The 22,263-nt window shown below is 65.2% G+C and carries 25 protein-coding genes; 11 read left to right on the top strand and 14 right to left on the bottom strand.

The window, feature by feature from the left end:
* Window positions 1–10: 10 nt before the first annotated feature.
* A complete protein-coding gene (locus ACSC1P_RS00625; protein WP_435360280.1) occupies window positions 11–568 on the bottom strand; it encodes a hypothetical protein in 558 nt (185 codons plus the stop codon).
* Between ACSC1P_RS00625 and ACSC1P_RS00620 the strand changes: the two genes are divergently transcribed.
* Window positions 567–1,196 carry a molecular chaperone DnaJ gene (locus ACSC1P_RS00620; RefSeq protein ID WP_435360279.1) on the top strand — a complete coding sequence of 210 codons (630 nt, stop codon included), beginning with the start codon at window positions 567–569 and terminating at the stop codon, window positions 1,194–1,196. The two genes, ACSC1P_RS00625 and ACSC1P_RS00620, sit on opposite strands and share 2 nt — an antisense overlap.
* A 9-nt stretch (window positions 1,197–1,205) precedes the next feature.
* Here the strand turns inward: ACSC1P_RS00620 and ACSC1P_RS00615 are convergent, their stop codons facing one another.
* Both ACSC1P_RS00615 and ACSC1P_RS00610 read right to left on the bottom strand, forming a co-directional pair.
* Window positions 1,206–1,850 carry a uracil-DNA glycosylase family protein gene (locus tag ACSC1P_RS00615; protein WP_435358188.1) on the bottom strand — a complete coding sequence of 215 codons (645 nt, stop codon included), beginning with the start codon at window positions 1,848–1,850 and terminating at the stop codon, window positions 1,206–1,208.
* Window positions 1,851–1,905: 55 nt separating this feature from the next.
* Window positions 1,906–2,457: a plastocyanin/azurin family copper-binding protein gene (locus ACSC1P_RS00610; RefSeq protein WP_435358187.1), complete on the bottom strand. Its 552-nt coding sequence runs from the start codon at window positions 2,455–2,457 to the stop codon at window positions 1,906–1,908.
* 128 nt (window positions 2,458–2,585) lie between these two features.
* On the opposite strand from ACSC1P_RS00610, the gene ACSC1P_RS00605 reads away from it, so the two are divergent.
* Both ACSC1P_RS00605 and ACSC1P_RS00600 read left to right on the top strand, forming a co-directional pair.
* Window positions 2,586–3,158, top strand: a complete 573-nt coding sequence (locus tag ACSC1P_RS00605) for a peroxidase-related enzyme (protein ID WP_435358186.1) — start codon at window positions 2,586–2,588, stop codon at window positions 3,156–3,158.
* 195 nt (window positions 3,159–3,353) lie between these two features.
* Complete coding sequence (locus tag ACSC1P_RS00600) at window positions 3,354–3,839, top strand: Lrp/AsnC family transcriptional regulator (protein WP_435358185.1); 486 nt, start codon at window positions 3,354–3,356, stop codon at window positions 3,837–3,839.
* Window positions 3,840–3,857: 18 nt separating this feature from the next.
* Here the strand turns inward: ACSC1P_RS00600 and ACSC1P_RS00595 are convergent, their stop codons facing one another.
* Entirely contained in the window at window positions 3,858–4,928 is a 1,071-nt protein-coding gene (locus tag ACSC1P_RS00595; protein ID WP_435358184.1) for a succinylglutamate desuccinylase/aspartoacylase family protein, read from the bottom strand.
* 122 nt (window positions 4,929–5,050) lie between these two features.
* Here ACSC1P_RS00595 and ACSC1P_RS00590 point away from each other — a divergent pair, with 122 nt between their 5' ends.
* Window positions 5,051–5,446, top strand: a complete 396-nt coding sequence (locus tag ACSC1P_RS00590) for a plastocyanin/azurin family copper-binding protein (RefSeq protein WP_435358183.1) — start codon at window positions 5,051–5,053, stop codon at window positions 5,444–5,446.
* 17 nt (window positions 5,447–5,463) lie between these two features.
* Here the strand turns inward: ACSC1P_RS00590 and ACSC1P_RS00585 are convergent, their stop codons facing one another.
* Complete coding sequence (locus ACSC1P_RS00585; RefSeq protein WP_435358182.1) at window positions 5,464–5,586, bottom strand: hypothetical protein; 123 nt, start codon at window positions 5,584–5,586, stop codon at window positions 5,464–5,466.
* Window positions 5,587–5,659: 73 nt separating this feature from the next.
* Complete coding sequence (locus ACSC1P_RS00580) at window positions 5,660–6,802, bottom strand: mechanosensitive ion channel family protein (protein ID WP_435358181.1); 1,143 nt, start codon at window positions 6,800–6,802, stop codon at window positions 5,660–5,662.
* Between the two features lie 78 nt (window positions 6,803–6,880).
* On the opposite strand from ACSC1P_RS00580, the gene ACSC1P_RS00575 reads away from it, so the two are divergent.
* The gene (locus ACSC1P_RS00575; RefSeq protein ID WP_435358180.1) at window positions 6,881–7,369 is read left to right on the top strand and encodes a metal-dependent hydrolase; all 489 of its coding nucleotides are present in this window, start codon (window positions 6,881–6,883) and stop codon (window positions 7,367–7,369) included.
* 57 nt (window positions 7,370–7,426) lie between these two features.
* Window positions 7,427–9,187 (top strand): acyl-CoA dehydrogenase family protein, encoded by a 1,761-nt coding sequence (locus ACSC1P_RS00570; protein WP_435358179.1) that lies wholly within the window; start codon window positions 7,427–7,429, stop codon window positions 9,185–9,187.
* Between the two features lie 29 nt (window positions 9,188–9,216).
* Here ACSC1P_RS00570 and ACSC1P_RS00565 read toward each other — a convergent pair whose 3' ends face one another.
* The gene (locus ACSC1P_RS00565) at window positions 9,217–10,074 is read right to left on the bottom strand and encodes a hypothetical protein (protein WP_435358178.1); all 858 of its coding nucleotides are present in this window, start codon (window positions 10,072–10,074) and stop codon (window positions 9,217–9,219) included.
* 222 nt (window positions 10,075–10,296) lie between these two features.
* On the opposite strand from ACSC1P_RS00565, the gene ACSC1P_RS00560 reads away from it, so the two are divergent.
* On the top strand, window positions 10,297–11,010 hold the full coding sequence (locus ACSC1P_RS00560; protein WP_435358177.1) for a preprotein translocase subunit SecD family protein: 714 nt from the start codon (window positions 10,297–10,299) through the stop codon (window positions 11,008–11,010).
* Window positions 11,011–11,040: 30 nt separating this feature from the next.
* Here the strand turns inward: ACSC1P_RS00560 and rbcL are convergent, their stop codons facing one another.
* From rbcL to ACSC1P_RS00540, 4 genes are all read right to left on the bottom strand, one after another.
* Window positions 11,041–12,300: a type III ribulose-bisphosphate carboxylase gene (gene rbcL, locus ACSC1P_RS00555; RefSeq protein WP_435358176.1), complete on the bottom strand. Its 1,260-nt coding sequence runs from the start codon at window positions 12,298–12,300 to the stop codon at window positions 11,041–11,043.
* 41 nt (window positions 12,301–12,341) lie between these two features.
* The gene (locus ACSC1P_RS00550; RefSeq protein WP_435358175.1) at window positions 12,342–13,232 is read right to left on the bottom strand and encodes a DUF4097 family beta strand repeat-containing protein; all 891 of its coding nucleotides are present in this window, start codon (window positions 13,230–13,232) and stop codon (window positions 12,342–12,344) included.
* 129 nt (window positions 13,233–13,361) lie between these two features.
* A complete protein-coding gene (locus ACSC1P_RS00545) occupies window positions 13,362–14,144 on the bottom strand; it encodes an HAD-IIA family hydrolase (RefSeq protein ID WP_435358174.1) in 783 nt (260 codons plus the stop codon).
* A gap of 32 nt (window positions 14,145–14,176) precedes the next feature.
* The gene (locus tag ACSC1P_RS00540) at window positions 14,177–15,151 is read right to left on the bottom strand and encodes a Gfo/Idh/MocA family protein (RefSeq protein ID WP_435358173.1); all 975 of its coding nucleotides are present in this window, start codon (window positions 15,149–15,151) and stop codon (window positions 14,177–14,179) included.
* A 132-nt stretch (window positions 15,152–15,283) separates the two neighbouring features.
* On the opposite strand from ACSC1P_RS00540, the gene ACSC1P_RS00535 reads away from it, so the two are divergent.
* The 3 genes from ACSC1P_RS00535 (at window position 15,284) to ACSC1P_RS00525 (ending at window position 18,673) form a co-directional block, all read left to right on the top strand.
* On the top strand, window positions 15,284–16,195 hold the full coding sequence (locus tag ACSC1P_RS00535) for a putative sodium/potassium/calcium exchanger (protein ID WP_435358172.1): 912 nt from the start codon (window positions 15,284–15,286) through the stop codon (window positions 16,193–16,195).
* A gap of 74 nt (window positions 16,196–16,269) precedes the next feature.
* A complete protein-coding gene (locus ACSC1P_RS00530; RefSeq protein WP_435358171.1) occupies window positions 16,270–16,998 on the top strand; it encodes a hypothetical protein in 729 nt (242 codons plus the stop codon).
* A 76-nt stretch (window positions 16,999–17,074) separates the two neighbouring features.
* Entirely contained in the window at window positions 17,075–18,673 is a 1,599-nt protein-coding gene (locus ACSC1P_RS00525; RefSeq protein WP_435358170.1) for a hypothetical protein, read from the top strand.
* Here the strand turns inward: ACSC1P_RS00525 and ACSC1P_RS00520 are convergent.
* A complete protein-coding gene (locus tag ACSC1P_RS00520; protein WP_435358169.1) occupies window positions 18,670–18,906 on the bottom strand; it encodes a CDGSH iron-sulfur domain-containing protein in 237 nt (78 codons plus the stop codon). The genes ACSC1P_RS00525 and ACSC1P_RS00520 overlap by 4 nt on opposite strands.
* A gap of 81 nt (window positions 18,907–18,987) precedes the next feature.
* Here ACSC1P_RS00520 and ACSC1P_RS00515 point away from each other — a divergent pair, with 81 nt between their 5' ends.
* The gene (locus tag ACSC1P_RS00515) at window positions 18,988–20,145 is read left to right on the top strand and encodes a hypothetical protein (RefSeq protein WP_435358168.1); all 1,158 of its coding nucleotides are present in this window, start codon (window positions 18,988–18,990) and stop codon (window positions 20,143–20,145) included.
* A 63-nt stretch (window positions 20,146–20,208) separates the two neighbouring features.
* On the opposite strand, the gene sucD is transcribed toward ACSC1P_RS00515, so the two are convergent.
* A complete protein-coding gene (sucD, locus tag ACSC1P_RS00510; protein WP_435358167.1) occupies window positions 20,209–21,078 on the bottom strand; it encodes a succinate--CoA ligase subunit alpha in 870 nt (289 codons plus the stop codon).
* Window positions 21,075–22,229 (bottom strand): ADP-forming succinate--CoA ligase subunit beta, encoded by a 1,155-nt coding sequence (gene sucC, locus ACSC1P_RS00505; RefSeq protein ID WP_435358166.1) that lies wholly within the window; start codon window positions 22,227–22,229, stop codon window positions 21,075–21,077. The genes sucD and sucC overlap by 4 nt, the downstream gene beginning before the upstream one ends.
* Window positions 22,230–22,263: the final 34 nt, after the last annotated feature.

Raw genomic sequence — 22,263 nt, 5'->3', positions numbered from 1 at the left:
AGGACTTCGTCTACAAGCGCAAGATCAGCTTCCCCTCCGGCGACATCTGGAACCGCGGGAAGTCGCGCTCCAGCGGGTCCAGTGACTCTGAGGACGACACGAGTGACACGAGTGACACGAATGACACGACGAACGACGCGAGGAGCGACTCGTCGGGTCGTTCCACCTCGTCCGGGAGTCGCTCGCGGACGACGACCGGGTCGAGCACGAGCAGTTCTCGTTCGTCACGCTCGTCGTCCAGTTCGTCCTCGTCTTCCTCGCGCTCGTCGTCTTCCGGACGCTCGTCTTCGAAACGATCGTCGGGACGCACTTCCAGTTCGTCGGGGAGTTCGCGCTCCTCGTCGTCTGGCTCTCGCACGTCGTCTTCGTCGTCGACCGGCAGCAGTCGCAATCGAGCGACCGGTGCCGCCACGGCGACGACCACGACCAAAAATCGGTCGTCCGACGACTCGACCACGGGGTCGACAGACTCGACGTACGAATCGAGCAGTCGCTCGGGGTCGAGTTCGTGGACGGACAACGCGCTGTTCAACTGGTGGAACGGCCTCCGATTGGGCTGGCCACTCATGCTCGGCGCCGCGCTGTTGTACGTCGTGGGACTGGCCCAGTACTGGGCCGCCAACGCCGACGGCTTCGGCCAATTGCTCAACGAGCTCTCGGCTGCGGGCACAGACACTGCGGCCCTCCAGTCGGCACTGACAGGTTCTCGGTACGGCATCGCCCAGCCGTTCGACTTCGTCTTCGGGACTGGCGCGCTAGTCGCTGAACCGCCCTTGCCCGGCCAACAGTGGTACGGTGCGCTCGCGGCGCTGGTCGCCTTGCCCGTACTCGGGTTCACGGTCAACCGGGCCTGGCGAGCCTCGCGCCCGAAGAAGTGGGTCAGCATCAACGAACTCGTGGGCGTCTCGCTCGCGGTCGCCATCGCGGCGGCCGCCGTCGGCGGGCCGCTGCTCGCGGGCGTCGTGGTGATGCCCTTCGTCTTCCTGGTCATCATCAAGCACACCCGCAAGTCGAAGAACTTCCGCCCGTCGTACCTCTACGTCGTCGGCGTCTCACTGCCGGTGCTCGGACTGGCGCTCGACACTGTGGACCCACTGGGTGTGGACCTACTCGTGCTGGTCGTGCCGCTGCTCACCGTCGTCGTCCTGCTGCTCTCGGCGTTCGTTCGGCCGTGGGTAAAAGGACTGCTCGACTGATTTGGCGACTCAGCCGACCAGCGTTGCCACGCCCTTCGTCTGCCGGTAGTCCGAGTTCAGAATCGCAGTCAGTCGCTCTCTGAGCGCCGCTTCCTCTTCGTCTTCCCAGTCCTCCGGGTCGCTGACTGGCACGACCATGAACCCGCGACCGCGAATCTCGGTCGCGTGCATGGCCGGAACGTCGAGGTCGTCCGGGAACCGATGCCGGAGCGTCGTGTACTCTCGGACGACGTGGTCGATGGCGCGCTCGCCGACCGGCAGGAGGATGTGGGCGTTGATGGCGCGCAACTCCGTGTCGAAGTAGCGTTCCAGTTCCCAGTAGTCGTCGGCGGTCGGTTCGCGGCCGTCGGCGAGTCGCGGGAAGAACAGGTAGTTCAGGTACAGGTTCGACGGAACCGGCGCGTCGGCATAGGCCTCGTCGAGGAAGCCCACGTCGTGTAGGACGCCCTGTAGTCGCTCCGCGCCGAGCGTCCCCGTGAACGGGATACCTGTGCGGTCGCCACCGTGTGCGCCCGCGTGGTCGCCGATGACGTGAAAGTCCGCGTTCGCGTCGCCGTAGCCGGGGACCGACGCGGGGCCACCGTCGGAGACGGTGTACTGTGCTGGAGGGCGCAGGTCGAACGGGTTCGACACCCTGTCGGTAACGTTCTCCACGAGAGACCTATCGTCGGACGACGCTTTAACCGTCTCGCTTCCCCGAATCCTCGCCTCACTCGACGACGACGCTGCCGGCCATGCCGAGGCTCTGGTGCGGTTTGCAGATGTACTCGTACGTCCCAGCCACGTCGAAGGTGAACTCGTGCGAGAAGTCGCTGTCTTTCGTGTCGTCGACGCCCTGCCAGTCCGCGCCATCGGGTTGACTGGTCGGCGAGACGGTGTGGCCGGCGGAGTCCCACTCGAAACGGACAGACGTGCTAGCCGAGATTTCGAGGTCGCTCGGCTCGAACACGAAGTCGCCGCCGGGGCCGACTGCGACGACGACCGTGTCGCCGCCAGAGCCACCAGCGGTCGTCTCGGTTCCACTGTCTGTCGTCGTGGTCTCGCTGCCATCGGTCGGCGTGGAATCGGTGGTCGTCTCGGACTCCTCCGTCGTCGACGCCATCTCGGTGGTTTCGCCGCCACCGGACTGCTCGTCGGTGGCAGTCGTGTCCGTGGCGGCGAGACTGTCGGTCTGTCCGTCGCCATCGCCACCGCCAGTACAGCCAGCGAGCGCGACCAGCGCGCCCGTGGCGAGGAATCGTCGTCTGGAGAGTCGAGCCATACTGCTGGGTGGCCCGTATCCGGAAGTAAGGGTCTTCCCAACTTCGTCCAACATCTGGCCAGAAACCCGCCGCCGTGGCGGCGAGACTGTCCCCACGATTGATAGCCTCGGCTGCCGTCGGTGCTCGCATGGCCGACGACGTGCCCGCAATGACGCGATTCCCTGTTCCGGACGTGCAAGACCTGCCCGAAGACCTCCGCGAGCGAATCGACGAGGAAGCAGAGCGTGCGGGGTTCATCCCGAACGTCTTCCTCGCGTACGCCTACCGCCCGTCGCACTTCCGGGCCTTCTTCGCGTACTACGACGCGCTGGTCGAACACACCGAACTAGAACGTGAGGAGATAGAGATGATCATCGTCGCCGTCTCGGGTGTGAACGACTGCTATTACTGCAACGTCGCCCACGGCGCGCTAGTGCGTATCTACGCCGACGACCCACTACTCGCGGACCAACTCGTCTCGAACCACCGCATCGCGGACCTGAACGACGCCCACCTCGCCATGCTCGACTTCGCCGTCGACCTCACCGAGGAACCGGCACGCATCGGCGAGGACGACTTCGAGACGCTGCGCGAGCATGGCTTCTCCGAACGCGCAATCTGGGACATCGGGAGTGTCGCCTCGTTCTTCAACCTCTCGAACCGCATGGCCCACCTCGCGGACATGCGCCCCAACGCCGAGTTCCACTTGCTGGGTCGCTGAAAGTGAACGCTCGTTGAACAATAGCGCCGCGTATCGAATACCGTTCCGTATCACCGGCTTTTACCGGTGGGTTCGTCTAACAAACGAAACCGCAACCGGACGATGCGTGTTATCCGAACGAATCATTAATTTATAGTCTGCCGGTTTTCAAACAATGTCGAAAAGTGTATATTGCTGAATGGACCACGTCCTGACATGCGCGAACCCGACGACATCGACCTGCACATCCTTCGACTGCTCCTCGAAGACGCCAGTCGGACGTACAGCGACATCGCTGAACTCGTCGATGTGTCGCCCCCGACCGTGTCGGATCGCATCGACCGCCTGCGAGCGGAGGACGTCATCCGTCGGTTCACCATCGACTACGACAGCGCGAAGCTCGCAGACGGTGTCGCGGTCCTCGTCGAAGTCGACTTTTGTCCCTCGGTCGACGACAGTGTTCTCGGCCGTCTCGCGGCCGTGCCTGCCGTCGAACACGCATTCATGACCGCCGACTCGCGGGCTGTCCTCACGGCGAACGCACCCCCGGACGAGGTTCGGAAGCTACTCACGAGTACGGTCGACATGGACGTCGTCGAACGGTTCGACGTTCGCCTGCTGGCCGGTGCCGAGTGGCAGCCACACATCGCGCAGTCGGAAGAGGACCTCGGTCCCAGCGTCGAGAAATCTATCACGCAGTGAGCAGTCGACGACGTTTCGCTACTCTGCTTCGCCGAGGTCTGCCCACCGCAGCCCGTCGGCCCGATAGCCGGTCCCGTTCCCGTTCGCGATTTCGGCCTCTATCTCGACGCGAGTGTCCTCGTCGATGCGGACGAGGTGACAGAGCGGGTGGCCCGGCTGGGCGAGCGGGTTCTCCAGGACCCCGACGATGAGGCCGGTGAAGGGCGCGGTCACGACGCGCTCTTCCGTTTTGAAGTGGTCCGACACCGTGCAGATGGTCTCACCTTCGTGGACCAGCGGGTAGGGCCCCCACTCCATGTCGACGAGGCCGCCGGTGTCGGCCCGGAGCCACGTCTTTTCCTGCGTCGAGTCGATGACCTTGCGCCAGCCCGGCCAGACGACCGGTTTGTGGGGAAGGACGCCGTACTCGGCGAGGACGCTCTCGACGCCCTCGATGGCCCGGTCGATGAGCGCGTGCTGGAAGCGATGGGCTTTGCCCATCTCGATGGTGATGGTCGGAATGCCCTCGTTCGTCGCCACTGTCCGGAGCATTCCGTCGTCGGACTCGCCGGAGAGGATGACGTTCGCGCCGAAGGCACGGGCCAGTCGCCCCACGTCCGGGTTACTCATGTCCGCCCGAACGTGGTACATCGTCGTCCGGTTGCGCGTCGAGGTGTGGAAGTCGACGCCGCAGTCGCACTGGCTGACGAACGTCCGGTAGATTGCGTTAGCCATCCGTTCGGCCGTGTTCGACTGGGCCTTACCTGGGAACGACCGGTTCAGGTCCTGGTCGTAGATGGGGATGTAGCGCTGCTGGGCGAGGTAGCCGGGTACGTTGAGGACGTGCAGACAGACCAGCGTTCCGTGCAGGTCGGCCGGGTCGTACTGGTCGACGACCTCCTGAATCACTTTCACACCGTTGAGTTCGTCGCCGTGGATGGCCGCCGAACAGAACACCCGCGGTCCGTCGTGCTCGCCGTTGATGATGGTGACGGGAATCTCGACGGCGTCCCCGAGATAGGTCTCGCCGATTTCGTACCGGAAATGGCGCTTCTCACCGGGGTCGACCTCAGCGTCGAAGCGGAACGGCCGGGCGCGACTCTGTGTCATGGTCGGTGCTTCTCGGGGGTGTAGTATCAAGATTCGCCGTGTCGAGTCTAGGTTTTCGGGGGAGTTCCCACGAATCGAGAACGATGAGAGTCTTTTTCGACGTTCGACGGTAAGTTCGACCGATGACAACGAGACGACGCCTGCTCCGTGCTGGCGCGCTGGCGCTGCCGGTCGCGGTCGCGGGTTGTCTGGGCGCTGGTGGTAGCGAGTCGACAGAGCGGGAGGTGCCGGAGAACACCGTGTTGGTCGGACCAGACGGCGAGTACGTGTTCACTCCGACCGAACTGACCGTCTCTGTGGGCACGACGGTCACCTTCGACTGGCGGTCGAACACGCACAACGTCGTGGTCCGGGAACAGCCAGACGCAGCGAACTGGAGGGGGACCGGCGACCAATCGAAGACGTTCGACGACGGGCACACCTACGAGTACGAGTTCACCGTCCCCGGAACGTACGAGTACGTCTGTACACCGCACGAGGGACTCGGCATGGACGGGGCGGTCGTCGTCGAAGAATAGCGTCGACCCGCACCGACTCAGAGTCGAACCTGATTCAGATAAACCATTATCGCGTAGAAGGCGACCCCGATAGCGAACAGTGTTGCAGGGATGAGAAACGGCCCGAAGGTGTCGTAGAGGTCGCCGACGAGCGAGAGCATACCGTTTCTGACGGCCTACCAGTACTTCGGTTTACCTGTCCTCGCCCTCTCAGTCCGGGAGAAAATACTGCACTCAGTCGACGGGCTCTTCCCGAGAGACTTCTGGTCTGAACATCGTCTCGGCGGAGATACCGTCGCCCGGCCAGTCTGATTCGCCGTCGCCGAAGGTGAGCGTTACGTCCCGCTTCGGGAACGGGATTTCGACGCCCGCCGCGGTCAGTTCCGTGTACAGTTCCTTGTTGATGAAGTGGCGAGCACGCTGTTCGCGGTTCGGATTGTTCACCCAGCAGAGCAGTTCGTACTCCAGCGACGAGTCGCCGAAGCGCCGGAAGCGACAGCGTGGTTTCGGCGAGTCGAGCGTGAGTTTCTGCGCTTCCATCACCCGAATCGCCACCTCTTCGAAGGTTTCGAGGTCGGTCCCGTAGGCCACGCCGATGGGCAGACGGATGCGCTTTCGGCGCTGTGGCGCGGACTCGTTGATGATGCGCGCCGAGTTGAGCACGGAGTTCGGAACCGTCACCATCACCTCGTCGCGGGTGAGCAGCGTCGTCGAGCGAATACCGACCCGAACGACCGTCCCGGCGTCGCCGGTGTCGAGGACGATGTAGTCGCCGATTTTGTACGTGTCGTCGAAGTAGAGCGCGAGGCCGCCGAAGAAGTTCGCCACGGTGTCTTTCGCGGCGAAACCGATGGCGATGCCGGCGATACCGGCCGCGCCGAGCAGCGGCGTGATGTCGATTTCGAAGATGGCGAGGATGGCACCGGCCGCGGCGACCATGACGACGAGCGTCCAGACGTTCGAGAACACGGGCGCGAAGTCGTAGCGGCCGCCGTGGTCCTTTATCTCGTCGACGGTTCGGTTGACGATGTTGTTGAGCGCTCGCGCCCAGACGAGGACGATGACGGCCAGCGATGGCTGCCCGAAGAACTGTTCCAGTTCGGCCTGATACGCCACGGTCGTCCCGGCACCGACCCCTTCTGGTGTCGCCGTGAGCAACCAGACGCCGCCGAGTGCGGCAGAGACGACCAGTGGCCACCGTAACTCCTCGACGACGATATTGTCGAAGACGCTCTCCGTCTTCGCGACGAACCGCCGAGCCAGTCTGAGGACACCCACCTCCAGTACCACCGCCGCGAGAATCGAGATACCGAGTACCAGCACCGTCCGCTCCCACAGGGCGAACTGCGCCAGAAACTCGGTGAGTTCAGCGAGCATGGTCACCATCTCTCCCCTGATAGCTTAAGTTCAGCCGCCGTCGAAACGTTCGAGAGGCCCCCGTGCTAACCCCCGAGCGTGTATCGAACCGGCCACTACGGCGTCTCGTTGCTCCTCTACGCACCGGTCGGTGCGGCCCTCGTGCTGGCCGACGCGACCGTGTTCGCGCTCGTCGGCGGTGCGGTGGTGCTCGGCCTGACACCACTGCCCGACTACGACCTCCGCGTCCCGTTCATCCCGCACCGCGGCCCGACTCACTCGTTCGTCTTCGCCGCGTTCGTCGGTGCAGTCGTCGGCGCGGCAGGCTTCTACGGCGCACCGCAACTCGGCCTCGACCCGCAGACGCTCGGTACCTTCGGCTTCGCGATGGGTGCGTTCGCGATCGTCGGCCACCTCGCCGGTGACGTGATTACGCCGATGGGAATCGAGCCGTTCTGGCCGCTCTCGTCCAAAAATTTCTCGCTTCGGCTGACGACGGCCGACAACCGGTTCTGGAACTGGGGGCTGCTCACGCTCGGGGTGTTCGTCACCGTCGTCACGGTCGGGCTGCTCGTCCAGTCGCCCTGAGTTCATATCAGTTTATTTTTAGCATGGTTTTTCGTCCGATGCAGCCGTGGGTCCCGTATGGACCCCATCGACTACGGCCGGTTCGAGGCCGGCCGACACGTCAACTATTACGAACTCGACCGGACCTTCCAGCGAGAGGTGGCCCGAGTGTTGGCCGACGACGAACACTCGTGGGCCGCCGAGCAACTCGCCGACTTCGGGGCAGTCGTCGGCCGGACCATCGCCGACAACGCGGACCTGGTCGACGATCACGGGCCGGAACTGCACACCTACGATGCCCGTGGCGAGGTCCAGAACTACGTGGAGTACCACCCGGCACAGTTCGAAAACGAGCGACTAGCCTACGGCGCGGGCATCGTCTCCGACTCGTTCGAGGCCCCACCGGGCCGCGACGAACCGATGCCGCTCACACACCACCTCGCCATGGAGTACCTGCTCTCCTACGCCGACCCGGGCTTCACCTGTCCGGTGTCGATGACCGCCGGGGTGGCGCTCGTCCTCGACAAGTACGCCGACAGTGACCCGGTCCTCGAAGACTACTACGAGAAACTCGTGACCCGCGACGGCGACGCCAACGTCGAGGGCGCGATGTTCCTCACCGAAAAACAGGGTGGTAGCGACGTGGGTGCGAACGAGACCCGCGCTGAACACGTCGCGGGCAACGAGTACCGACTGACCGGCGAGAAGTGGTTCTGTTCGAACATCGACGCCGAAGGCACGCTCGTCCTCGCCCGGACGCCCGACGCCGCCGAGGGCACAAAGGGTCTCTCGCTCTTTCTCGTCCCGCACACGGTCGACGGCGAACTGAACTCGCAACTGTACCGGCGGCTGAAGGACAAACTCGGCACTATCTCTGTTCCTACGGGAGAAGTCGAACTCGACGGGGCGACCGGCTACCTCGTCGGCGAAGAGGGCATGGGCTTTCGGTACATGACCGACATGCTCAACCTCGAACGACTGTCGAACGCGACGGCCTCCATCGCCATCGTCGCGCGCTGTCTCCTCGAATCGAAGGTCGAAGCCGCCAACCGCGAAGCGTTCGGCTCACCGATTCAGGAGTATCCGCTGATGAAGCGCGACCTCGTGGACATGGCGGTCGACCACGAGGCCGCGACGGCGTACGTCTTCGAGGCCGGGCGCGTCCTGAGCGAACGCGAGCGAACCGACGACGAGGACGCGTTCCGACTCATGCGCGTGCTCGTCCCCATCGCGAAGTCCCGAACCGCCAGAATGGCCGTCGACACGGCCTCCTACGCCATGGAGATACACGGTGGGAACGGCTACGTGAACGACTTCGTGACCCATCGACTGCTGCGCGACGCGCAGGTGCTGCCCATCTGGGAGGGTACTTCGAACATCCTCGCACTCGACGTGCTCCGGGCACTGGAACGTGAGCAGGCCCACGAACCGCTGCTGGCCGCGATTCAAGAAAACCTCGACGAGGCCACGCACCCGGCACTGGCCGACGCGAAATCTACTGTTCAAGCGGAGTACGCGGGCCTCGGAAACGCCCTCGCTTCGCTCGCCACCGAAGACTCGGAGTACGCGCAGTTGCAGGCCAAGAAACTCGCCGACTACATCTTCGAGGTGTTCACCGGGTCGCTGTTGCTCGCGGAGGCCCAGACAGAAATCGAGGAGAACGACGACGCGAGAACCGCACTCGTCGCCGAGCGATTCGTCCAGAACTACCTGCGAGACGAGGACGAGCGCGGCATCACGTCTGGCGACCGATTCGCGCTGGAACACGTCGACGCAATCGTCCGGTACGCGTCAGTCGACCCGGCGACGCTCGTGGACGCGCAACCGGCGGACGACTGAGTTCGTCGCCCGTCTCTCGACTCTCGTCCTCAGGCCGGTGACTCTTCTTTGCCCGATTCGAGTACCCCCGAGAGCCAGCTATCGCCCGTCGACGTGTGCCCGCAACAGAAGCCGAAGCGACCGTCGGGCGAGTGGAAGACGACCGACGGCGCGAGTTCGTTCTCGCCGAGGCGGACGCTCGTGTCCGCGTGTGCCCCGGTACGGAACCGGACGAGGTCCGGCCGAGTGGTGTAGTTGACGCCGAACAGCGACGATGCGACCGCGACTGCGTACGGCGTGACGCCGACCTGCCGATAGCGGTCAGGGTCTCGCTGGAGCGCCGTGGTCGTTGGCGCGGTCGAAAGGATGACCGTCCAGTCGCCGTCGGCCCGTAGTACGTCGAAAACTGACTCGACCGACTCGTACCCAGAGAGCGTGGAGTCGACTGCGTCAGCGTCTGTCCGCCAGACCCAGTGGCCCTCGCGAGCGCGGAAGTCCCACTCGGTGATTGCCTCGGGGCTACAGTCGGTCTGGCCGCCGTCGAGGGCGTAACTCGACCCGAGCGCGGTGGTGAACCTGACCAGCGGCAGGTGTTCGTCGTCGGGGAGACCGAGGGCGGCTGGTTCGACCGGTGCTTCGAGCAGGTCGAGTGCGGCGGCGCGCCGCCACCGGCCGTCGACGGCGGGCGTATCGAGGCCGACTCGCGACCGGAGCAAGTCGCCGACGGTCTCGATGGCCGTCTCGCCGAACAACCCCGGGAGGGACTGGCCGTCTTCCCGAGCGGTGGCGAACTCGCAGACGGCGTGGTTTCCGACACCCGAGACCGCCGACAGTGGCGTGTCGAGCGTGATGGTTGGGTCGTCGAGTCGGTGCTGAACGCTGCTGGCGATGTGGTGTGTTTCGGTCATCGCGTACGCGTGAAAGGACCCACGTACACAAGTAGGCGAGCCAAGCGGAGAGTGAAAGTGAAAGTGGTCGGTTGAACCGGTCGAGGTGGTCGACGTGTGGGTTCGATTCGACAGTTTCACCGAACACGATAAATCGCGCTATTTTCCCGACACGAAACGGAAAATCCGTCCGCTTCAGGGCGCATCCACAGCAATTAGTACGCTGCTCGCAAAGCCTGGGCTATGGCACCCCACAACGACCGTACCGACGGGTTCGTCGTCGTCGCGCTGGCTCTCCTCACTGTCGTCGTACTCGCCGCGAGTGCGATGCCGGCGGCGGCAGTGACCGAGACACAGGAAGACGCGAACGTGACGGTTCTCGCGCGCTACCCGGCCGACGATGGCAGGATGGAAGAACGCGTCGTCATCGCACCGAGCGACGTGCAGGAGGTTTCCCCGCCCCAGCAATCCCAGTCCGGGAACTGGCAGGTACAGATACAACTCACCGAATCGGGTGCCGCGAACATGACGAAGACGCTCACCGAGACGGACTTCCTCGACGAGGGCGTCGGCGCGTGCCCAGTGAGCGCTGACAATCAGACGCTGAACGAGGACGGCTACTGTCTCGTGACCTTCGTGGACGGTAAACCCGTCTCCAGTGCGTCGATGGGACAGGGCCTCGCCAACTACATCAACTCCGGCGAGTTCACGGAGACACGGCGGTTCGCACTCTCGGACGAGAACGAGAGCACGGCCATGGAGATCGCTCGCGGACTCGGCTGGACCGAGCCGACGAGGACCGCGACCGAGCCGGCGACCAACCCCGACGACGCCGACGGTTCGCCCGTCGTGACGCGGACGCCGACGGCCGACGAAGGCGGCTCACCTGGTTTCGGCGTCCTCGCTGGACTCGCTGCGGTCGCCGTGGGTCTGCTGGCGGTTCGCCGGACCAACTGAGTTCCCTGTTTCCTGCTTTTTCGTTCTCTCTTATCGCGGCGTCTCGCTGCCCCACTTGTCGAGTGCAGTCTGTAGCTCGTCGTGCCCGTCAGCCGCGTACTCCGCCAGCGAGACGCCCTGCTGGCTGGCTTCGACGGCCTGCCTGAGCGCGCGGGAACCGGCTTCGGTCCCGCCGGGGTGGCCGTGGATGCCGCCGCCGGCTTGAATCAGTATCTCGGGGCCGAGCGCGTCGAGAAGCGCGTCGACGACGCCCGGGTGCAAGCCGCCGGAGGCACAGGGCACCACGTCGTTCATCCCGTACAGGTCGGACTTGAGCCACGCGTTGATGCCCGGCGTGTCCTCGTTCGCCAGTTTCCCGAGACCGGCGGTGCCGGTGTGGATGTGGTCGACGCCACAGAGTCGCGAGACCTGCGCGATGACGCGCATCGAGACGCCGTGGTGCTCCATCCGGTCGAACGCCGCGTGCATCGCGCGGTGGGCGTGGATGGCGAGACCGAGGTCTTCACAGTGTTCACGGACAGTCTGCACCGACGCCCAGCCAGCGGTGACCACGTCGACCATGACGAAGCCCCCGCCCTGTTCGGCGACGAACTCGGCCCGACGAATCATCTCGTCCGTCTCGGCCGTGATGTTCACGAGGTAGTCCTTCGTCTCGCCGGTCTCCTCGGTGAGTTCGCGGGCTTTCGCCAGCGAGCGTTCGACACGTTCTTCGAACGGGTTGAACGGCTGGTCGGTGAGGTTCTCGTCGTCTTTGAGGAGGTCGACGCCGCCGCGCCACGCCTGCTCGGCGATGTCGACGTGGGCGTCGGTCGAGAGGCCGACTTTCGGCTTCGGAACCGTCACCAGCACCGGTCGGTCGTCGGCGTCGAGTTTCTCGGTCATGACCGCAGAACCGAACTGCGGCCCGTGAAAGCCCTCGACGAGTTGTCGGGGCCACTCACAGTCGGCCAGTCGGATGCTGTCGACCGCCTTCATCCCCATGATGTTGCCCGCGATGCAGGAGAGAATCTGGGGCATCGACCCCATCTCGAACAGGTCCGCGGGATAGGCGACCATGACGGTCCCGGTCGATTCGTCGATGTCGTAGGCGACCGCAGAGAGGTCGGTCAGTTCGGACGCTTCGACGTGGAGGGCGGCCCACGTCCCGTTCGATGATTCGCTGGCGACACGGGAGGCGGCGGCCTCCCACGACATCCCTTCGGCGGGGGCGATGGTGAACTCGCACAGGAGGTCGGTGTCAGTCGGGGCGTAGTCCAAGTCCAGAAAGTCGTCGTATTCGATGCCGGTCATGAGAACTCCTACTAGACTACTCGCTCAGGAGACAAAAGCGATTACCCGCAATGGACGGTCACGTCGCCCGAAGATGTCTCGATGGAGAGCGTTGCTGCCACGTCGCCGGGGACCGTGACGACACCGGTTCCGCTCGTGAACTGCCCGTCGCTCGGGCCGAGACCGTCGATCTGAACGTCTCCACTCGACGTGTCGACCCGGGTCGTCGCTCGAACCGGCGCTGCTGCGTGCAGGTCGACCGACCCACTGCTCGTCGAGACGACGGTGTCTGCGTCCACCGCGTCGACGCGGAGTCGGACAGTCCCCGACGACGCCTCGGCCCGGGCGACCCGTTCGGCTTCGACGGTGATGGCTCCGGAGTTCGTCTGTACTTTTTCGACGACTCCGTCCACGTCGACGTGGATGTCACCGCTACTCGCCGTCGCTCGCGAGACCGCGTCGACAGCGCGAATCGTCACGGCACCACTGCTCGCCGTGGCGCGAACAGCCCCGGCCACGTCGGTCACCGTCACGTCGCCGCTACTGGCCGAGACCGTCGGGTCGCCAGCGGTCCCGTGAACATCGAGGTCACCGGACGACGTCTCGACCGAATCGACACGAAGTTCGGCGGGAACTCGTAGTTCGAGGTCGACGCGAACGTCGCCGAGTTGTACCCACCCGGGACGGCTCGTGGCGACTCGAATCCCGTCTCCGTGTCGTGTCGCCTCGACGGCCGTCTGTGCGAGGAGTTCCTCGCTGTCCGCGCGGATTTCGCTGTCGAGGAGTACGTCGGCACGGTCTTCGCCGACGACCGAGACGGCCCCGAGTCGGTTCTCGATGCGGAGTGCGTCGCCGTCGTCGACAGACAGTGTCCGTGTCTCGCGCTCGGACACCGACGGGCCGTCCCACGTGAGGAGGCCGACCCTTCGAAGGATGCTGGTCGGGAGGCTCATCGCTGCCACCTCGCCGTGGTCCGCGACGGCCGTCCTGGTTCGGAGTACTGGGACATGGTTCGACACAGGGACGCTCGGCCGGTAAAGGTGCGCAGAAACGCGTTTCTGTAAGTCTGCTGTGACGTATCGTCACCACAGGGCTGGCACATCGGCCAGTGAGCTGACGACGTGGTCCGGGACGAATTCGCTCGCTTCGACGGTCGTCCGGTCGGAGACACCCGTGAGCGTCAGCACGGTCGTCATATCGGTCCCGGTGGCGAGTGCCACGTCCGTATCGAGTCGGTCGCCGACGACCACGCACTGCGCCGAATCGACGCCGAGGCGGTCGAGCGCGGCCGCACGAGTCACCTCGTGTGGTTTCCCGAGCACGGCCTCTGGCTCGCGGCCGGCCACGTCAGCGACCGCGTTGATGATGGCCCCGGAGCCAGGGACTAGTCCGTCTGCTGTCGGAATCACCCGGTCGGGGTCGGTGCCGACGAAGCCGACCGACTCGTCGGCGAGCGACCACAGTGCAGTCTTCAGTCGGTCGTAGGTGAACTCGCGGTCGATAGAGGCGACCAGCGTGTCGGCCGCCGCGTAGTCGTCCGTGAGCGAGAGGTCGCGGGCGGAGAGTTGCTCGCGCAGGCCGACTTCGCCGACGACGAACAGGTCGTCGTCGGGTCTGTCGTCCGCGAGAAAATCCGCAGTCACGCCACCCGACGTGAGTACTTCTCTCGGGTCGGCGTCGATGCCTGCCGCACGAAGACGCTCGGCGACGACAGCCGGGCCGACGGTCGGATTGTTCGTGACGAAGACGACGGCACAGCCGCGGTCACGCAGTTTCGTGATTGCCTCGGCTGCGCCGGGAATCGGGTCTGCGCCGCGGAGGACCGTCCCGTCCACGTCGAGGATGGCCCCGTCGAATCCAGTCATCGTCGCTCACTCGGGGTCGGAGCGTCTTGTACTCAGTCCAGCCGGACCGTCTCGCCGCTGTCGGCACTCCGTTTCAGCGCGTCGATGACGCGCATGTTGGCGACCGCTTCGTCTGCGCCCGTTCGCGGTTCGGTCCCCTGTTCGACGCACTCGGCGAAGTGGTCGACTTGCAGTCGGTACTGGTCGATGTCCTCGAACGATTCCGTGACCGTCCGCCCGTCGACCGAGTATTCGAGCGTCGCCGACTCGGGCTCGGATGGATTGAACGCGTCTCGGACCTCTAGCCACCCGTTCTCGGCGTCGACGCGATAGCGCTGGACCGTCTGCGTGTCGAAACTGCAGGATAGCTGTGCCGTCGCGTCTCGGTATTCGAGCGTCCCGGCCAAATGCGTGTCCACGCCACAGTCTCGCGTGTCGAGTGCCCGTGCGGTAACCCGACGTGGCTCGCCGAGCAGCGTCCGAATCGAACTCACGGCGTAACAGCCCACGTCCATCAGACTCCCCCCAGCGAGGTCGGGGTCGAGCCGGATGTCGTCCGGTCGGTCTCGCAGCGAGAACTGGAACGTGGCGGACGCGCCACGAACCGTGTCGAGTTCCTCCTCGACGACCTGAATCGCGCGTTCGGTTCGGGGGTGGTAGCGATACATGAACGCCTCCATCAGCGTCACGCCGCGTTCCTCACAGTAGTCGTCGAGTTCGCGCGCCTCGGCTGCGTCGACGGCCAGCGGCTTCTCACAGAGGACGTGCAGTCCCTCGTCGGCCGCACGCCGGGTCCACTCGGCGTGCAGTGAGTTCGGCAACGGGATGTACACCGCGTCGATAGGTGCCTCAGAGAGCATCGTCTCGTAGGAGCCGTACGCCTGCGGGATGTCGAACGCCTGTGCGACCTGGTCGGCCCGGTCTCCGTCCCGAGAAGCGATCCCAACCACTTCGTGCTCGGACGCACGGATCGCTGGAATGAGTTCCGTCAAGCCGATGTTCGCCGTCGAGAGGATACCGAAGTTCACGACCCAACGATTCGTGGCTCGATTAAAAAATCTCAGGTGTCTCTGTTGGAACCTGTTGCACCTACACAATTTGGGACGAAAGATAGCAAAAATTTAACCGTGTGTGGTACGATGTTACGAAGGAAACCCTCGATGACCGACAGTAAGCCGGACACAAGTTCAGCAACGTTCGGTGGCGACGCGGCCGACGAACTCGACATCGACGAACTCTTTACCGACCCCGATTCCGAGGAGACGAGCGAGCACGAACCGACGACGGACGAGTCGGACTCCGAATCGCCAACGGACGACGAAATCGAAGACGTGACCGCGGGCGAGTTGTTCCAACAACTCAGTGCGGAACACGACACGGACGAGGCAGCCGAAGACGAAACCTACGACGAACTGTCGGACCAGTCACCGGAAGAGATCATCGCCAGTGCAGACGAAGCGGTCGAGCCCATGGACGAGGTCGACGAGGCCATCGCAGCCGACGACGACCTGCTCGACGACCTGTTGCTGGACGGGCGAACCAAAGAAGACGGCTTCCTGTGGGTCACGAAAGACGACGGCGACGCCCAGGCGGACGCTGTCGACGAGACTGCTGGCGAGGCGGACGCTACCGACGCGAGCGACACGACCGACGCATCCGGGCGGGCCCCGTGGGACCCCTCGGCCGACGAACCGGCCGACGACGTCTTGACCGAGACCACCGACCCGGAATCCATTTTCACGGCCGATACCGACGACGCGACAGAGACGGCCGACGACCACGAAGCGCTGGCCGACGATGACGAATCACTGGCTGACGAGATGGACGAAACGGACGAGGACGACGAGCCCTCGCTGAACAAGGGTTCGCCACTCTCCGCAACCTTCGACGGCGCAGCGACCGAGGAGGCCGAAGACGCGTCTGTGGACGACGGCGAAGGCCCGGAGACCGACGACACAGAATCCGAGGAAGTCACCACGGACGACGCGGCCGATGCAGACGACACAGAAGACGATGACGGTGGCTCCAGTGGCGGTATCGCGAGCAAGATCAAGTCGATTCTGACGGGCTGACACGGTCGATTTCTCCGACGTCGGTTATACCGAAGTGAAGCTTTAGGTTCCTGTGTCGCGTCGGTCCCAGTATCATGACAACCGATACCAGAACACACGCATACGTGGTCGTCTGTCGGGCGTTCGAGTTACCAGACGACGCGCTCCCAGACGGGTTCGACGGGCGAACCGAGAACGTTGGCGAGCGACTCGCCGGGTTGCTTTCCCGCGCGCCGAGCGTCTTCACGGTGGCTGCCGATTGGGGGGCCTTCGTGGATACGTTCGAGAGGACCATGGCGGTCGCCGGCTACGACTGCTCCGTGGTGACCGACGATTCGGCGTCGTCGGCGAGCGTCGACGTGATTGCACCTGACGGCGAACGAACCACGGTCGACCTCGCTCACCGGGAACCGGCGCGACTCCTCGCTGCGGTCCAGCGGGCCGTGTTGAGCGACCGTGACCACTGCATCGTCAGACTCCAGCACGGCCCGGGTCGCTTCGCCCTCCTCGACACGGTGGCACTCGAGAGCATGCGGACACGATTCGGTGACCGTGTGACCGTCGACGGGACGCCGCTACTGCACTGGGAGCAATTTCCCGAGATCGGACCGGCGGCGTCCCAGCCCGCGTTGGAGGGTGCGACGGTCGGTCCGGCGCTGGATGCGCCACCCACCGACCCGGCCGGGCCAGCACTCACGGAACCCCCAGTCGTGGCCTCTGGCGACGTGGATGAAGAGCCGATAGTCGCGCGTGGGGCGGTCGACGAGGAGCCCATCGAAGCACCCGGTGAGGTCACTGACGAACCGACCGACGACGAGGAATAAATAACGCGGTCGCGGCGGTGCCGTTTTCCCCCAGACGGCCGATACGCCTAAGCGTTCCAAACCGGTGACATGGCGTATGGCAGCGACAGCGGACCTCATCTCACACCACATCACTGTCTTGCGTCGGTGCGGCCTGTCCGACGAGGAGATCTGCGAGGTGTATGGCGTCACAGACCCACCCGACGACGCGGCGGTCGCGGCACTGGTCGGTGAGACGTTCGACGACGACGTGTCACCGCGGACCCTGTACGACCGCACGCACCGTGCCTTGTCGGTGTCGAGTCGCGGTATCGACACGCCGCGGGACTATCCGGACCGGGTCGTCCCACAGCAGCTCGACACCGTCTTCGGTGCGTACGACTTCTCGATGTACTTCGTCGACGACACTGGCGAGCCCATCGAGAGCGGCGTGGACCCGCGCCAACCCTTCAGAATCGCCCTCGAAGACCCGAACGGGAACCAGCGGACGACGACCTTCGAGTACCCCGACACGCCGCTCGGCCGGAACAACTACCCGGCGCTCATCGCCGCAGTGCAGGAAAACCTGCTCGACGGCGTCCCGCTCACGTTCCGGATGCTGTCGGGCTGGGCGGACGACCGCTGGCGGTTCGTCCTGTTCGAGGAAGACCGCCTCGACGCGCTCGAAACGCACTACGGCGAGGGTATCGAGTGCTTCGGCGAACCCCTGCTCCACGAGCAGACGCCCGCCGACTTCGCCGCGGCGAACGCCGCCGCGGCCGTCGAAGCCGCCCCGGCTGGCGCAGGAACGAGCGACTCCGGTGGCGACATCGGCGTCGACGAGTCGACAGAGGGCTGGCTCGGCGGTGGGATGGCCGACCTCAGCGAAGTCGACCTCGACGGGAGCGACGACGCGGCCGACGTAGCGGCGGCGGTCGACGACGAGTCCGAAGCCGAGGACGAGGACGTCACTGGCCTCGACAGTATCTTCGAGACGATCGAAGCGTCCGCCAACGCCGACACTGCGGGTGAGACCGGGCACGAAATCGAGTCCTCCGGTCGGACCATCGAAGAACTGCTCGGCGAGAGCGAACCCGAGGCGGCCGAACCGGCAGCGTCTGCCCCGGAACCGTCTGCGTCCGAGGCGGTGGCAGATACCCCTGCACCGGCCGCGGAACCTGCTGACGCGGCCACGGAATCGACGGAACCGACGGAACCGACGGAGACGAGCACGCCCGAGCCGGAACCTGTCGAGAGCGAACCGGAGCCGGCAGCACCGACGGAGACGCCGGCAGCCAGCGCGTCCGAGTCGCCAGCCGAGCCAGAGACGCAACAGGACTCGGAGCCGGCCGTCGCGGAACCCGCGCCGGAACCGAGCGCCGGCGCGCCGGAGACGCAACCAGACTCCGAGCCGAGCAGCGCGGAGTCGGCGCAGTCTCCCGAGGAGCCGGCGGCGGCAGAACCCGCAGATGCAGCCTCGGTGGAACCCGAGCCTGCCGACGCGGAGCCGACGCCTGCGGACTCGTCGAGCACGGCGAGCGAGCAGGAGCCGGTCGCGTTCTCGGACGATTCGGAGCCTGTGGACGCCGCCAGCGAGTCGTCGCCGACCGCGACTGAGACCTCTGCAGCAGACACGAGTCAGTCCGACGACGCCGAGAAGCAGGAGTCCAAGGGCATCGTCGGGAAGATTCTCGGCGCGATTCGCGGGCTGTTCTAATCGCGGTATTCGATTCGTTCTATCTCTCGTCGGTCGCCGTCGCCGCTGTCGTTTTCGTACTTGTACCGAACACCCGGTTCTTCGTCCTCCGCCGCGCGGTGTGAGCCGTCGCAAAAGGGCCGTTCGGCGGAGAGTCCGCAGCGACAGATAGCCACGTCGCCTTTCTCCTCGTCGATGTCCTCCGGCGTGACGATGTATGGCCCGTCGTCCTCGTGGGTGACTTCGCGTGCCATGGCACGACTGCGGGGCCGGTCCCAGATAGCGATTTCCCTGGAAACCTTCATTGCCGGGGCGCGGTGAGAGAGAGGCAAGCGATGACAGACCGCGAGAAAGAAGACGGCACCGACGAGTCGAGCGACGAGGACCGGGCCAACGAACTCGCCGGGGCCGCGGGCGACGCCTTCAAGGACACCATGGGGACCGGCCCACGGGTCCACCGCACCTCCCGCCCGCTGGACGAGGACGAACCCGAAGACGCCGACACGAAGCGGGTCGTCGGCGAGAGTGTGGACGAAGTCTTCGATGCGAGAGCGGAGTCTCCCGACCCAGCGGACGACGAGGCGGCAGACACTGGTGACGAAGCCACGACCGACGAGACGGCCGCGAACGCCGACGAGGAAGACGCGGCTGGCGTGGACGGCACGACCGAGAGCGAGAACCAGTCGAACAGCACCGGCAGCAGTGGCGGCGGTCTCGTCGGCGGCGGCCCGCGGACCACGCGCGTCTCCGGCGGTGTCGACCCGCTCCCGAACAAGGAGCGTGACGACACGAAGTCGGCGGAAGAATCAGGACGGTCAGTCGATTCCTCGACGTCGAAGTCGACCGATTCGAGTTCTGCGGCCGACTCGTCGCAGACGCCCAATTCTGCGGCGGTCGACCGCCTCGCGGCCGCTGCGGCGTCGGTCGGCCAGACGAAGCAGGCCGATGACGAAGCCGATGCCGCGGACGAGCAGTCGGTTGAGTCCGACGACGAGCCGGAACCAGACTCGGCGACGGAAGCTGCCGATGTCACCGAAGCGCCATCGGCTGAACCGGAGATGGAACCGGCTGCTGCGGAACCGACTGACGAGCAATCGACGCAGCCGGACTCGGAACCGGTCGACGCGGAGCCAGATGTGGCGGCGAGCACCGAAGCGCCGGAGACGCAACCAGACTCCGAGCCGAGCGTCGCGGAACGGGATTCCGAGCCGAGCGACGTATCCACTGACTCGACGGACATCGGCGACGTGGACCTCGACATCGGCGACATCGACCTGCCGGACGTGGACGAGACCGAGGCAGGGGCCGACGACGGCTCGACCGATGGCCCACTGGCTGGGCAACTCGGTGGTCCGGCGGCTGCTACTGCCGACGCGCAGACTGAGACCGAACCGACCGGAGACACCACAACGGCGAGTGACGATGCAGCCGAAGCCGACGACTCGCCCGGACTGGTCGCCCGCTTCTCGGCGTGGCTGCGCAACCGCTTCTGAGCGCGGCTGCTCCGCTCCGACTTCGGCCCAAAAAAACGAGAAAACCGCGACTGCGAGACTGTTTTACAGGAAGCTCTCGATAGCGTCGGCGACTTCCTCGGGGGTGTCGCCGACCGGGACGCCCGCGTCGTTGAGGGCGTCGATTTTGGACTGTGCGGTACCCGTCCCGGAGCCGGAGACGATGGCACCGGCGTGGCCCATGCGCTTGCCCGGCGGCGCGGTGCGGCCCGCGATGAAGCCGGCGACTGGCGTGTCGACGTGCTCGTCGATGTAGGCTGCGGCCTCTTCCTCGTCCTCGCCACCGATTTCACCGCACATGGCGATGGCGTCGGTGTTGGGGTCGTTCTCGAACAGTTCGAGGGCGTCGATGAAGTCCGTCCCGATGATGGGGTCGCCGCCGATACCGATGGCGGTGGACTGGCCGATGCCGCGGTCGGTGAGGTTCGAGACGACCTGGTACGTCAGCGTCCCCGAGCGGGAGACGAGACCGACGTTGCCAGACTCGAAGATGTTGCCCGGCAGGATGCCGAGCTTCGCCTCACCCGGCGTGATGATGCCGGGGCAGTTCGGGCCGATGAGTCGCGTGTCGACCTCACCGAGGCGCTTGTACACCTTCGCCATGTCCTGCGTCGGGACGCCTTCCGTGATGGCGACCGCGAGGTCGATGGGCGCGTCGAGGGCCTCGAAGATGGCGTCGCCCGCGAACGCCGGCGGCACGAAGATGACGGACGCGTCGGCGTCGTGCTCTTCGGCGGCCTGCTGGACCGTGTCGTAGACCGGGACGCCGTGGACTTCCTGTCCACCTTTGCCCGGCACGGCACCGGCAACGATGTTGGTGCCGTAGTCGATCATCTGACCGGCGTGGAACTTGCCTTCGCCGCCGGTGATACCCTGTACGATTACCTTGCTGTCGTCGTCGACGAGTACACTCATTCGTCACTCACCTCTTTGGAGAACTCGACCGCACGCTGGACTGCGTCTTCCAGCGTCTTCTCGACGGTGACGAGGTCCTTGTTCAGGATCTCCATGCCTTCCTCCCAGTTCGTGCCCGCGAGGCGGACGACGACCGGCTTGGGAATCTCGTCGAACTGCTCCAGTGCTTCGTTGATACCCTTGGCGACCTCGTCGCCGCGGGTGATGCCCCCGAAGATGTTGAAGACGACGGAGTCGACGTTGTCGTCGGAGAACACCATGTCGAGTGCGTTCGCGACACGCTCTGCCTTCGCGCCGCCCCCGATGTCGAGGAAGTTGGCGGGCGAACCGCCGTAGTGGTCGACGAGGTCGAGCGTCGTCATGACGAGCCCTGCGCCGTTCCCGATGATGCCGACGTTGCCGTCCAGACGGACGTAGTCGAAGCCGTATTCGTCGGCCATCTGTTCGAGTTCGTCGCCGCCGGATGCGGCTTCCTCTTCCATCTCGGCGAGTTCGGGCTGGCGGAACAGCGCGTCCTCGTCGATGTTCATGACGGCGTCGGCCGCGACGACTTCGCGGTCGGCCGTAATCATGAGCGGGTTGATTTCGGCGTCGGAGCCGTCACGGTCGTCCCAGAGCTGGTAGAGCGTCTGGAGGACCGAGGCGACGTCACGAGCGACGTCGCGCTCGACACCTGCCTCGTAGACGGCCTTACGGGCCTGGTACGGGTGCATCCCGAACGCGGGGTCGATGTGCTCGCGGACGATGGCGTCCGGTGTCTCCTCGGCGACTTCCTCGATGTCGACGCCGCCTTTCGTAGAGACCATGGCGACCGGCTTGCCCTCGCCGCGGTCCATCGTGATGCCGACGTACAGTTCGTTGACGAAGTCGACAGCGCCCTCGACGAGGACTTTGTCGACGTGGTAGCCCTTGAGGTCCATGCCGAGGATGGACTCGGCTGCCTCGCGTGCCTCGGCTTCGTCTTCGACGAGCTTGATGCCGCCTGCTTTGCCTCGGCCGCCCACCTGTACCTGCGCCTTGACAGCAACCGGGTAGCCGATCTCCTCGGCCGCCTCGACGACGCCTTCGACGCTGTCGGCGAGCGTCGAATCCGGCGTCGGAATACCGGCGTCAGCGAAGACTTGCTTCGCTTGGTACTCGTGAAGTTTCATGCGTCTGAACGCGCGTATCGCGCCCGCTTAAATC

It is taken from the genome of Haloarchaeobius caseinilyticus, from assembly GCF_051207395.1.
Taxonomy (GTDB): domain Archaea; phylum Halobacteriota; class Halobacteria; order Halobacteriales; family Natrialbaceae; genus Haloarchaeobius.
Note: the sequence above shows the minus strand (reverse complement) of the source record. Positions and strands in the feature narration are given on the sequence as shown.